Raw genomic sequence first — 11,957 nt, forward strand, 5'->3', positions numbered from 1 at the left:
CCCGAAGAAGGTTACTCACCCACCCGCAGCTCACGCAGCGGCCGACCGCCGTCGACGAACACCCGCCCACCGGGCGCCAACGCCGCCGCGATCCGTCTCAACGCCGCCCGCCCGGCCTCCGGATGACGCCCGTCCAACGCCCCGACCCGGATCGCGAACACGAGATCGAACGGCCCCTCCCCCGGTTCCGGCGTGAACGACTCCGCCGCGACCCGCCGAACGCTCATCCGCCCCGACGTGATCTCCTCCGCACACGCCGCCCGCGCCTGCGCAACCGCCGCGGCCGACCGGTCGACGGCGAGGATGTGCCCGGACGTCAGCCGGGCCGCCACCGCCCGTGCGGCGGCCCCCGGCCCGCACCCGATCTCCAGCACGCGCGCCCCCGGCGTCAGCGGCAGGGCGTCCACGATCTCCCGCAGCCGCGGCGACAGCGTCACCGCACGGCACCGGCCGCACGCACCATGGCCAGCCTCGGCCACCTGTCCAGCCCGGCCCCGCGCTCCATCTCCCGGATCGCCCGCAGCCCCGGCCCCAGCTCGCCCTCGGCCAGCTCGACGAACCCCAGCCTGCGGTAGTACGGCGCGTTCCACGGCACCTCGAGGTACGTGGTCAGGCTCAGCTCGGCGGTGCCGGCCGCGAGCGCCTCACCGCCGGCGTGCTCGATCAGCTCCCGCCCGAGCCCGCGCCTGGCCGCGTCCGGATGCACCGAGACCTGCGCGATGTGCAGCCGTTCGTCCACCGGATGCGCCAGCAGGAAGCCGAGGGCCGGCCCACCGTCCGTGATCACCCACGCCCGCCCGGCGCGCTGGTAGTGCGACAGGTCCGCCAGCGACGTCGGGTCCTCGTCGGCGATCATCGCCATGCCGATGTCCCGGAACGGCTCGCCGGAGGCCTGTTCCAGGGCCCGCAGCCCGGGCAGCTCGTCCTGCCGCGCCACCCTGATCGTGCTCAATGTCCTCGGAACGCCTCCGCCAGCCACCACGACCCGCCATCATCGGCGATCTTCGCGTCGATCACCAGCGGTTTGTCCCTCGGACCGTCCAGCCAGCCGGTGACCGCGTCCAGGTCCTCGACGGTACGGACGGTCACCCCTTCGCAGCCGAAGCCCCGTCCGACCGAGGCCAGGTCGGTGTCGGCGAACCGCACGATGTCCTGGTCCTCGCCCACGAAGTGGTGCACCTCGGCGCCGTACCCGGCGTCGTTGTACACGACCACCACCAGGGGAAGGCCGAGCCGGACGACGGTGTCCAGCTCGACCAGGCTCATCTGGAAGCCACCGTCGCCGACCGCGGCGACCGGCAGCCGGTCGGGGCGCGCCAGGGCCGCGCCGACGGCGGTGGCCAGGCCCAGCCCGATGGACTGGAACGACTGCGTGAAGCAGAACCCGAACTCGTCGGGCACCGACAGGTACGCGCTCGGGTAGCCCATGAAGTTGCCCGAGTCCACCGCCACCACCCGCTCGGCGGGCAGCAGCTCGTCCAGCCGTTTCGACAGCGTGCGCGGGTCGATCGCGTTCGCGGTGGAGATGTCGTCGTGCTTGACGTCGTTCCAGCGCCGCTGCTCGGCGATCCGGGTCCGCAGCTCCTCCGTGCGACAGCCCGCGCGGGCGGCCCCGAGCGCGGAACGGACGTCCGCCGCGGTCAGGCCCACGTCGCCGACCACGCCGAGGTCGACGGGACGGTTCGCGCCGAGCGCTGCCTGTTCGACGTCCACCTGTGCGACCTTGGCGTCCGCGCCGATCAGGGCGCCGTGCCGCATGGTCCACATGTTCAGCGCGCAGCCCCAGCCGACGACCAGGTCGGCGGCGGTGATGAGCTCGGCGGCCAGCGGCGAGGCGAACCCGCCGGAGATGCCCAGCGACCACGGGTCGTCGTGGAACAGCCCGTGCGCCACCGCCGAGGTTGCCAGCAGCGCCCCGGACGCCTCGGCCAGCTCCCGCAGCGGCCCGGCCGCCGCGCGCGCCCCCCGCCCGGCCACGAACACCGGCCGGCGCGCGTCCGCGATCATCGCGGCCAGCGCGTCCACCGCCCCGGGATCGGCCCGCACCGCCGCCGGCGCCCCCACCGCCGCCACCGACGCAGCGCCCTCCGGAACGGGAAGGTCCTGCACGTCCAGCGGCAGGTTCAACACCACCGTGCGCCGCTGCTGCACGGCCGTGCGGTACGCGCGCACCGTGTCCGCGACCGCGCTGCGCGCCGAGTGCACCCGCTCCGGCACCGCGCCCACCGCCCGCACCAGGTTGTCCTGGTCGATCCGGAAGTTGGACAGCACCGCCGCGCCCGCCGTGTCCGCGGTGAGCACCAGCAGCGGCGTCCGGCTCTTCGCCGCCTCGCCGATGCCGGTCATGGCGTTGGTCAGCCCGCAGCCCTGGTGCAGCGACACCACCGCGACCTCGCCGCTCATCCGGGCGTAGGCGTCGGCCATGGTGGCCGCCCCCGCCTCGTGCCGGGTGGCGATGTACCGCGCCCCGGCCGCCCGCAACGCGTTCGTCACCCGGAAGTTGCCACTGCCCACCACCCCGAACACCGGCCCCACCCCGAGCCGCCCGAGCGTCCCCCCGACCGCCTCGGCCACCGTCACTGTCGATGTCATGAACGCTCCACCAGCGCATACACCCGCGCCGGGCTGCCCGAGCCGCCCACGATCGGCAGCGGCGACACCACCAGCATCGCCCCGGTGGCCGGCAGCCGGTCCAGGTTGCGCAGCTGGGTCAGCCCGCACTTGCCCGCACCCAGGATCAGCTCGTGACACGGGAACGCCGGGTCCAGCTCCATCGCCCGGCCCGCGTCGGTACCCACCGTCTCCACCCCGAACCCGGCGATCGGCGACTCCTCGGCCAGCCACTTCGCGCACTCCGCCGCCACCCCCGGCGTGTGCGACCCCGCGTCGTCCACGTTCAGAAAGCTCTCGGAGTCGTTCGACCGCACGTCCCACCCCGTCCGGTAGAGCAACCAGCCGCCGTCGGGCAGCGCGCCGTGCTCGGCCTCCCACTTGCGCACGTCCTCGATCTGGAGCAGGAAGTCCGGGTCGGCGGCCACCCGGTCCGAGACGTCCAGCACCACGGCCGGCGCGACCAGCGTGCGCAGCGGGATCTGGGACACGTCGTTGCCGTCCTTGCCGGACAGCCAGTGGTTCGGCGCGTCCACGTGGGTGCCGGTGTGCTCGCCGGTGTGGATGTTGTTCCAGTACCAGCGCGGGCCGCGCTCGTCGTAGCGGCTGATCTCCTCGAGCTGGAAGTTGATCGTGTTGGCGAACGGCTCCGGCAGCCGCAGCACCGGCGTGGAGTCGCGCAGCGGCGCCGTCAGGTCGACGACCTCGATGCGGTTGGCGCTCAATGCGGACTGCAGCTCGGACAACACGGACATGTCAGGCTCCTTCAAGGGACTGGCGGGGGATGCGGATGCCTCTGGCTTCCAACCGGGGAATGACCTCGGCGGCGAAGTGCTCCAGCTCGCCGACGTAGTCCACGAACGACAATGTCATGCCGGCCAGCCCGGCCTTGGCGTAGCGCTCGATCTCGTCGGCGACGTCGTCCGGGCTGCCGATCAGCGGGCAGGTGCCGTGCCCGGCGGCGAACCGGGACCGGAAGGTGGCCAGCATCTCCTTGGTGAACGACTGCGCGTGCATGCCCTGCAGCCGCATCAGGTTGTCCACCGCGTCCCAGTCGGCGTTCTCCTCGGCGTAGTAGCGCAGGTACTCCTCGGCCTCCGCGCGGGTGGCCCGGCAGACCACGTGCGCCGGCGACATCACGCCCACCGACCGCTCGTACACGTTGCGGGCCGTCTCGGTGAGCTGCGTGACCACCTTCGCGCCCTCGTCGGCGTCGCCGATGATGGTGAACACGAAGTTGGCGTTGCGGGCGGCGAAGTCCCGGCCCTGCGGGCTGGAGCCGGCGTTGAGCACCGGCAGCGCGCCGTGCACCGGCTTGGGCATCGACTCCACGCCCCGCAGCGAGAAGAACCGCCCGTCCAGGTCGTACCGTCCCTCCCTGGTCCACAGCGTGCGGACGTGGTCGAACCACTCCTGCGCCAGCGCGTACCTGTCGTCGTGGCTGGACGGCAGCTCGACGCCCATCGCCTCGTACTCCGGCTGGTTCCAGCCCGCGACGATGTTCACCCCGGCCCGCCCGTCCGCCACCTGGTCGATGGTGGCGAGCTGTTTCGCACTGACCACCGGGTGGTTGAACGCGGTGTGCACGGTGGCGAACACGACCACGCGGCGGGTGCTGGCCAGCAGCGCGGCGGCCCACGGGATCGGCTCCAGCACGCCCTCGTGGAAGTTGGTCTCGCCGCCGTAGCCGATCCACCGGGCGATCGGCAGGATGAAGTCGATCCCGACCTCGTCGGCCAGCCGGCCCAGCGCCAGGTTGTCCGCCCAGCTCGCGCTCCACCGCTCCGGGACCCTGGTCACCGCCAGCCCGCCGGAGCAGTTCGGCGAGAACAGCCCGAGCTTGAAGTCCCTGCCGTCGGTCAGTGTGTTCACCGGCGCCTCCTGGAGCTTCGGGTCAGGGTGGCGGCGACGATGTGGCCGGACCCGCCGCCGAGCCCGGCGCCGGGGTGGGTGGACGCGCCGATGTGCCACAGCCCGGGCACCGCCGTCCGGTGCGACGCCGCCGCCGGGAACGGCCGCCACCACAGGTTCTGGTCCAGCTCGGACGAGCCGCCGTACGGGTCGCCGCCGACCGCGTTCGGGTTCGCCGCCGCCAGGTCCGCCGGGGTGATGACGTCCACCGCCCGCACCTTGGCCAGCAGGTCGGGCGCGTGCTCGGCGACCCTGGCCAGCACCCGGTCCGCGTACGCCCGCCCGACCGACGCGGACCACTGCCCTCCGGTCGCGATCTCGCCGCCCGCGTCCCCGACCGGCCGGGACGGCACCTCCTGCAGCTGCAGCCACAGCGCGGCCGCGCCGTCCGGCACCCGGGACGGGTCGAGCACGAACTGCTGGCCCACCGCCACCGTCGGGCGGGACGGCAGCAGCCCGGCCTCGGCCTGCGCGCACGCGATGCCGGTGCTGCCCGAGCCGTCCGAGACGTGGATCAGCGGCACCTGTGACAGCTGAGGCTCGCGCCAGGCCGGCGGCCCGGACAGCGCCACGTGCACCTGCATCGCGCCCCGGCCGTAGCGGTACCGCCCGGCCGCCTCGACCACGCGGGCCGGAACGCCGCCCCCGAGCAACCGCCCGTACAGCGCCGTCGGGGTCACCGAGGCGATCACCGCCCGTTCGGCGCGCAGCTCGCGCCCCGAGGCCAGCCGGACGCCGACCGCCCGGCCACCCTCGACCAGGATCTCGGTGACCGTCGAGTACGGCTCCACCTGCACCTTCAGCTCGTCCAGCAGCGCCGCGAAGGCCGCCACGAACCGGCCCGCCCCGCCGGCCACCACCGGCAGGCCGAACCCGTGCATGGTGGCCGCCAGCACCGGCAGCATGAACCCGCCGCCCGCCTGGTCCGGCGCCAGCCCGGCGTGCAGCAGCCACGGCGCCCAGAGCTGGTCGAACTCCCAGCCGTCGAACTCCCGCCGCCCGTACCCCCGCCCGCTGGTGGCCAGGTCGACCAGCATCCGCTCCGCGCCGCGCGCCCGCACCTTCCGCAGCAGCCCCAGCGCGGCCCTCATACCGCGCGGCGAGCGCGGCTCGGTGCCCATCAGCGCCCCGACCTGCCCGGCGGTACGGCCGAACGCGTCGAGCATGGCCAGGTACCGCGACCGGTCCCGCTCGTGCGCGAACCCGGCGACTGTCGCGGCCGGGTCGCGGTGCGCGATCACGCACCGGCCGTCGTCGGCGACGCTGGCGGTGACCATGCCGTCGGTGTTGCGGTACTCCAGCCCGTGCCGGTGCAGGTCCGGGCCGAGCGCGGCGTAGGCCGGCCCGGAGGTGAACAGCGGGTGCCAGGACGAGAACGTGTCGTGCAGGTACCCCGGCAGGGTGCGCTCCTCGGTGGCGATGAACCCGCCGAGCCGGTCGCCGCCCTCCACCAGCGCGACCGACCACCCCGCCTTCGCCAGCTCCGCCGATGCGACGAGCCCGTTGATGCCCGCGCCTATCACCACCGCATCGACGGTCATCCGCTACCTCTCAGGCCACTGGCGGGTGCGTGACGGCCCTCGGCCGCCGCCGGAGCACGTAGCGCATCACCTTGCCATTACTCGTCCTCGGCAGCGCGTCAATGAACTCGATCTCTCGCGGATATTTGTACGGCGCGATCGCCTGCTTGCAGAACGACTGCAGCTCGGCGGCCTTCGCCGGGTCGGGGCTCGCGGCGTCGGCCAGCACCACGAACGCCTTGACGATCATGCCGCGCTCCTCGTCGGGGGCGCCGACGACCGCCGCCTCGGCCACGTCCGGGTGCCCCAGCAGCGCCTCCTCCACCTCGGGGCCGGCGATGTTGTAGCCGGAGGAGATGATCATGTCGTCGCTGCGGGCCTGGTACCAGAAGTAGCCGTCGGCGTCCCGCACGTAGGTGTCGCCGGTGATGTTCCAGCCGCCGTCGACGTAGACCAGCTGGCGCTCGTCGTCCAGGTACCGGCAGCCGGTCGGCCCCCTGACGGCGAGCCGGCCGGGGGTGCCGTCCGGCAGCTCGTTGCCGTCGTGGTCCAGGATCGCGGCCCGGTAGCCGGGGACGGCGATGCCGGTCGAGCCCGGGCGGATGTCCCCGTCGGCGGCGGAGATGAACACGTGCAGCATCTCGGTGCCGCCGATGCCGTCGATGATCCGCACGCCGGTCTGGCGCCGGAAGTCCTCCCACACCGCCTTCGGCAGGTGCTCGCCGGCGGACACGCACCGGCGCAGCCCGGTCAGCTCCTTCGCCTTGCCCGCGGCCAGCATCGCCTTGTACGCCGTCGGCGCGGTGGACAGCACGGTCACCCCGTGCTCGGCGATCGCGTCGGCCAGCTCGGTCGGGCTCGCGCGCTCCAGCAGCAGGGTGGACGCCCCGCACCGCAGCGGGAACACCACCAGCCCGCCGAGCCCGAAGGTGAACCCGATCGGCGGGGTGCCGGTGAAGACGTCGTCGGCGTTGCCCTTGACCACGTACTTGCCGAACGTGTCCGCGATGGCCAGCACGTCGCGGTGGAAGTGCATCGTGATCTTCGGCGTGCCCGTCGTGCCGGACGTGGGGGCGAGCATCGCCACGTCGTCGGCGGCGGTGGCCACCGCGTCGAACTCACCGTCCTTGCCCGCGCACAGGTTGACCAGGTCGTCCGGGTCCGACCCGCCGTAGAGCACGGTGGCCATCGTGGTGCGCTCGACGGCGTCCAGCTCCTCGGCGAACCGCTCGTCGCAGATGGCGAGCACCGGGTCGGTCGCCTCGGCGATCACGGCGATCTCGTTGCGGCGCAGCAGCGGCATCGTGGTGACCACCACCCCGCCCGCCTTGAGCACCCCGAACCAGGCGGCCACCAGCCACGGGTTGTTCGGCCCGCGCAGCAGCACCCGGTTGCCCGCCACCAGCCCGAAGTCCTCGGTGAGCACCCGCGCCACCCGGTTCGACGCCCGCGACAGCTCGCGGTAGGTCCAGGTCTCGCCGGGCGCGCGCAGGCACGGGCGGTCGGGCCCGTGTACGCCCATCGTGTCCTCGAGCAGCGCGACGGCGCAGTTGACCGTCGTCGGGTAGCGCAGCTCGGGGAGGTCGAAGCTGATCTCGGGCCACTGCCCGGACGGCGGGAGGCGATCCCGGCAGAACGTGTCCAGATGCACCGAGGGGGACAGCTGCATCACCAGCACCTGCCTGTGGTCGACGTGGGGTGCCGCCGGCGCGGCGGAGCCGACCCAGTATCCCTCATTCGTGACGACAGTCAACAGATCGCTATATGGGCCTCGTGGGACCGAGGGCCAGTTCGTAGCGGCTGAGCCTGATCAGGCGGGCGTCGCGGGCGGGGAACTCGACGTCGCCGCGGTAGCTGAACCCGATTCGTTCGTAGTAGGCGCGCAGCCGGTGGTTGGTGGTGACGCAGTCCAGCCGCAGGAACTCGCGGGCATGGCGGAGGGACTGCTCGCCGGCCCAGGCGAGCAGGCGCGCGCCGAGGCCTCGGGCGTCGCGGCGGCCGGCGAGCCGGTGCACGTAGCCGGCGCGGCCGTCGGCCGTCCAGAGGGGGTCGGTCCAGGTCAGCGTGAGGGTGCCGAGCGGTTCGTCGCCGCGCTCGGCCAGCCAGGTGTGGCCGGCGGCGATGCCGGGGAGCACCTTGTGCGGTTCGAAGCGTTCGGGCCACTGAAGGATCTGGCGCTCGTGCAACCACCGGGCCGCGTCGTTGAGGACGGCGAGAACCTTGTCGACGTCGTGTTCGTCCGCGCGGCGGAAATGGAGTTCGTCCCCCGGAACGGTCACGTCGTCGATGTTAGGTGTGATCACGCGGTGTCACGGGCGCCAGCGGGCGTGGGCGGTGCCGTGGTCGCGCGAGCGGATCAGTTCGAGCCGGGGGCGGGGTTCCTCGGCGCGGCCGGCCTGGGGCTTGCGGCTGCCGGCGGCGAACTGCTTGGGCCAGGTCACGCCGGGGCCGGTGTAGCCCTGGTCGGCGGCGGCGTGCAGCGTCCACTGCGGGTCGTAGAGGTGGGTGCGGCCGACGGCGCACAGGTCGGCGCGGCCGGCCAGGACTATCGAGTTGAGGTCGTCGTAGGACGAGATCGCGCCGACGGCGATCACCGCGACGCCGTACTTGCGGCCGACCTCGTTGCGGATCCGGTCGGCGTACGGGGTTTGGTAACTGCGGCCGTACGCCGGGCGCTCCTCGGAGACCACCTGGCCGGTGGAGACGTCGACGCCGGCCGCACCGTGCTCGGCGAACGCCCGCGCCACCTCCACCGCCTCGTCCGCGTCCAGGCCGCCGGGGTACCAGTCGGTGGCCGAGATCCGCACGGTCATGGGGCGCTCGGACGGCCACGCCTCGCGGACCGCGTCGAAGACCTCCAGCGGGAACCGCAGCCGGTTGGCCAGCGAGCCACCGTAGGAGTCGGTGCGGCGGTTGGTCAGCGGGGAGATGAACGAGGACAGCAGGTAGCCGTGCGCGCAGTGCAGTTCGAGGACGTCGAAGCCGGCGCGGGCGGCGGCGCGCGCGGACTCCACGAACTGCGCCTTGATCTCAGCCAGCTCGGTGACGCTCAGCTCGCGCGGGGTCTGGTTCTCCGGGGCGTACGGCAGCGGCGACGGGGCGACGACCTCCCAGTTGCCGGCCGGCAGCGGCTGGTCGATGCCCTCCCACATGAGCTTCGTCGAGCCCTTGCGCCCGGAGTGGCCGAGCTGGATGCCGATCTTCGCGGCGCTGTGCTCGTGCACGAAGTCGACCACCCGCCGCCAGGCCGCCTCCTGCTCGGGGGTGTCGATGCAGGCGCAGCCGGGCGTGATGCGCCCGGACAGGGAGACGCAGACCATCTCGGTCATCACCAGGCCGGCGCCGCCGAGCGCCTTGCCGCCCAGGTGCACCAGGTGGAAGTCGGTGGGCACGCCCTCGCGCGCGGAGTACATGTCCATCGCGGACACCACCACCCGGTTCGGCAGCTCCAGCTCACCCAGCCGGAACGGGTGGAACATCGGCGGGGTCGGCTGTTCGGCACCGCCGGAGAACCACGAGTCGGTGGCCGCGACGAACTCCGGGTCGCGCAGCCGCAGGTTGTCGTAGGTGACCCGGCGGCTGCGGGTGAGCAGGTTGAACGCGAACTGCTCGGGCTCCTGGTGCACGTAGTGGCCGATGTTCTCGAACCACTCCAGGCTGGCCTGCGCCGCCCGCTGGGTGGACGCCACCACCGGCCGCCGCTCGGCCTCGTACTCCTCCAGCGCGGTCGGCACGTCCGGATGCTCGTGCAGGCACGCGGCCAGCGCCAGCGCGTCCTCCATCGCCAGCTTCGTGCCCGAGCCGATGGAGAAGTGCGCGGTGTGCGCCGCGTCCCCGAGCAGCACCACGTTGCCATGCCGCCAGCGCTCGCACCGCACCGTGCCGAAGCTCAGCCACTTCGAGTTGTTCGCCATCACCCGGTAGCCGTCCAGGACCTCGGGAAACAGCTCCTTGATCATCTCGATGGACCGCTCGTCGCTGGCCCCCGGCGGCAGCTCCTTCGTGGTGAACCCCGCGCGGCGCCACACGTCCTCGTGCAGCTCCACGATGAAGGTGCTCTCGGTGCGGCTGTACGGGTAGCCGTGGATCTGCATGATCCCGTGCGGGGTCTGCGCGATGTGGAAGGTGAACGCGTCGAACACCCGGTCGGTGGACAGCCAGATGTACTTGCAGCGGCGGGTCTCCACGCTCGCGCCCAGCTCGTCCGCATACCGCGCCCGGGTCGGCGAGTTCGCCCCGTCCGCGGCCACCACCAGGTCGTACTCGCGCGAGAGCGTCGCCGCGTCGGGCGCCTCGGTGCTCACGTGCACCCCGGCGCCGACCCGCCCGCACCGCGCCCGCAGGATGTCCAGCAGCCGCACCCGGCTCAGCGCCGCGAAACCGTGCCCGCCGGAGGTGAACGTGGTCCCGGCGAAGTGCACGTCGATGTCGTCCCAGCGGGCGAACTCGCGGCGCATCGCGCGGTACACCTCGACGTCCGCGTGCTCGATGCCGCCGAGCGTCTCGTCGGAGAACACCACGCCGAAGCCGAACGTGTCCCCCGCCGCGTTGCGCTCCCACACGGTCACGTCGTGTCGCGCCCCGTCAATAGCCCCGAGCTGCTTGACCAACGCCGCGAAGTACAACCCCGCCGGCCCGCCCCCGATGACAGCAATCCGCATGTCGACAGCACCTCCCCGCCACGCCGAGGATATGTTGTGTTTGCTACGACCGTCAAGAATCCGTAAGATCGCCGGGGTGGCGCCAACATCCCGGACCTGTCTGGTCACCGGCGCCGGGCGTGGCATCGGCAGGGCGATCGCCGTCCGGTTGTCCTCGGCCGGACACCGCGTCGCCGTGACCGCCCGCACCGAGACCGACCTGGCCGCCACGGCGGCCGAGCTGCCGGGGGCGACGCTCGTCGTCCCCGCCGACGTCACCGCACCCGCCGCCGAGGACGCCGTCTTCGAGCGGGTCGAGCGCGAGTGGGGGCCGGTCGAGGTGCTGGTGCTCGCCGCCGGGGTCGGTACGTCCGCGCCGGTCGCCAGGACCACGGACGAGCAGTGGCGCGACGCGATCGAGGTGAACCTGACCGCGCCGTTCCGGTTCCTGCGCCGGGCGGTGCCCGCGATGGTCGAGCGCGGCTGGGGGCGGGTCGTGGTGGTGGCCTCGATGGCGGCCAAGCGCGGCGACCCGTACGTCTGCGCGTACACCGCGAGCAAGCACGGCGTGCTCGGCCTGGTCCGGTCGGCCGCTGCGGAGCTGGCCACCACCGGCGTGACCGTCAACGCGGTCTGCCCCGGCTACGTCGACACGCCGATGACCGCCGCGACCATCGCCACCATCACCGCCAGCACCGGCCGCTCGGAGTCCGAAGCGCGTTCGGCGCTCGAACGCCGCCAGCCGATCCGCCGGCTCATCACGCCCGGCGAGGTCGCGGACGCCGTGGAGCTCTGCCTGGCCAGCGCGGCGGTGACCGGCCAGGGCATCAACGTCGACGGAGGGGCAGTCCAGTCATGACGCTCGAACGGATCAACCCGGCCGCGCTGGCCCGGCCGTCCGGCTTCTCGCACGCGATCACCGCGACCGGCCCCGGCCGGGTCATATTCCTCGCCGGCCAGACCGCCCTGGACCGGGACGGGAAGATCATCACCGGCGGCATAGTCGAACAGTTCGAACGCGCCCTGTCCAACCTGCTCACCGCTCTCACCGAGGCCGGCGGCCGCCCCTCCGACCTGGCCCAGCTCACCGTCTACATCGTCGACATGGACGACTACCGCCGCCACGCCCGCGAGATCGGCGCCGTGTGGCGCACCCTGGTCGGCACCGACTACCCCGCCATGGCCGGCATCGGCGTGGCCCGCCTCTGGGACGCCGAGGCCCTGGTCGAAGTCCAAGGAATCGCCTGGTCAGAACCCGTGAGTGGTTAGCGTTGCT

The 11,957-nt window shown here is 72.9% G+C and carries 11 protein-coding genes; 2 read left to right on the top strand and 9 right to left on the bottom strand.

What is annotated here, in order from left to right; all coding sequences use genetic code 11:
- Positions 1-11: 11 nt before the first annotated feature.
- From N912_RS0128890 to N912_RS0128930, 9 genes are all read right to left on the bottom strand, one after another.
- Positions 12-437: a methyltransferase domain-containing protein gene (locus tag N912_RS0128890; protein WP_028925124.1), complete on the bottom strand. Its 426-nt coding sequence runs from the start codon at positions 435-437 to the stop codon at positions 12-14.
- Positions 434-952: a GNAT family N-acetyltransferase gene (locus N912_RS0128895; protein ID WP_028925125.1), complete on the bottom strand. Its 519-nt coding sequence runs from the start codon at positions 950-952 to the stop codon at positions 434-436. Before N912_RS0128895 ends, N912_RS0128890 begins: the two co-directional genes overlap by 4 nt.
- Positions 949-2,580 (bottom strand): thiamine pyrophosphate-binding protein, encoded by a 1,632-nt coding sequence (locus N912_RS0128900; RefSeq protein ID WP_028925126.1) that lies wholly within the window; start codon positions 2,578-2,580, stop codon positions 949-951. Before N912_RS0128900 ends, N912_RS0128895 begins: the two co-directional genes overlap by 4 nt.
- Positions 2,581-2,588: 8 nt before the next feature.
- A complete protein-coding gene (locus tag N912_RS0128905) occupies positions 2,589-3,365 on the bottom strand; it encodes a cyclase family protein (RefSeq protein ID WP_028925127.1) in 777 nt (258 codons plus the stop codon).
- A gap of 1 nt (position 3,366) precedes the next feature.
- Positions 3,367-4,482 (bottom strand): LLM class flavin-dependent oxidoreductase, encoded by a 1,116-nt coding sequence (locus N912_RS0128910; protein ID WP_028925128.1) that lies wholly within the window; start codon positions 4,480-4,482, stop codon positions 3,367-3,369.
- Positions 4,479-6,062, bottom strand: coding sequence for a phytoene desaturase family protein (locus N912_RS0128915; protein WP_028925129.1), 1,584 nt, complete (start codon positions 6,060-6,062; stop codon positions 4,479-4,481). The genes N912_RS0128910 and N912_RS0128915 overlap by 4 nt, the downstream gene beginning before the upstream one ends.
- Positions 6,063-6,072: 10 nt before the next feature.
- Entirely contained in the window at positions 6,073-7,710 is a 1,638-nt protein-coding gene (locus tag N912_RS0128920; RefSeq protein WP_028925130.1) for an AMP-binding protein, read from the bottom strand.
- Positions 7,711-7,801: 91 nt separating this feature from the next.
- On the bottom strand, positions 7,802-8,320 hold the full coding sequence (locus N912_RS55365; RefSeq protein ID WP_051580941.1) for a GNAT family N-acetyltransferase: 519 nt from the start codon (positions 8,318-8,320) through the stop codon (positions 7,802-7,804).
- A gap of 30 nt (positions 8,321-8,350) precedes the next feature.
- The gene (locus N912_RS0128930; protein WP_028925131.1) at positions 8,351-10,702 is read right to left on the bottom strand and encodes a bifunctional salicylyl-CoA 5-hydroxylase/oxidoreductase; all 2,352 of its coding nucleotides are present in this window, start codon (positions 10,700-10,702) and stop codon (positions 8,351-8,353) included.
- Between the two features lie 76 nt (positions 10,703-10,778).
- Here N912_RS0128930 and N912_RS0128935 point away from each other — a divergent pair, with 76 nt between their 5' ends.
- Entirely contained in the window at positions 10,779-11,540 is a 762-nt protein-coding gene (locus N912_RS0128935; RefSeq protein WP_245645455.1) for an SDR family NAD(P)-dependent oxidoreductase, read from the top strand.
- A complete protein-coding gene (locus N912_RS0128940; protein ID WP_028925133.1) occupies positions 11,537-11,950 on the top strand; it encodes a RidA family protein in 414 nt (137 codons plus the stop codon). The genes N912_RS0128935 and N912_RS0128940 overlap by 4 nt, the downstream gene beginning before the upstream one ends.
- Positions 11,951-11,957: the final 7 nt, after the last annotated feature.

It is taken from the genome of Actinospineispora acaciae DSM 45401, from assembly GCF_000620785.1.
GTDB classification, from domain to species: Bacteria; Actinomycetota; Actinomycetes; order Mycobacteriales; family Pseudonocardiaceae; genus Pseudonocardia; species Pseudonocardia acaciae.

What these genes read in the sequence shown, in the direction of transcription:
- N912_RS0128915 (WP_028925129.1), bottom strand. Translation starts at nt 6,062, where the DNA reads ATGACCGTCGATGCGGTGGTGATAGGCGCGGGCATCAACGGGCTCGTC.
- N912_RS0128930 (WP_028925131.1), bottom strand. Translation starts at nt 10,702, where the DNA reads ATGCGGATTGCTGTCATCGGGGGCGGGCCGGCGGGGTTGTACTTCGCG.
- N912_RS0128905 (WP_028925127.1), bottom strand. Translation starts at nt 3,365, where the DNA reads ATGTCCGTGTTGTCCGAGCTGCAGTCCGCATTGAGCGCCAACCGCATC.
- N912_RS0128940 (WP_028925133.1), top strand. Translation starts at nt 11,537, where the DNA reads ATGACGCTCGAACGGATCAACCCGGCCGCGCTGGCCCGGCCGTCCGGC.
- N912_RS0128920 (WP_028925130.1), bottom strand. Translation starts at nt 7,710, where the DNA reads ATGCAGCTGTCCCCCTCGGTGCATCTGGACACGTTCTGCCGGGATCGC.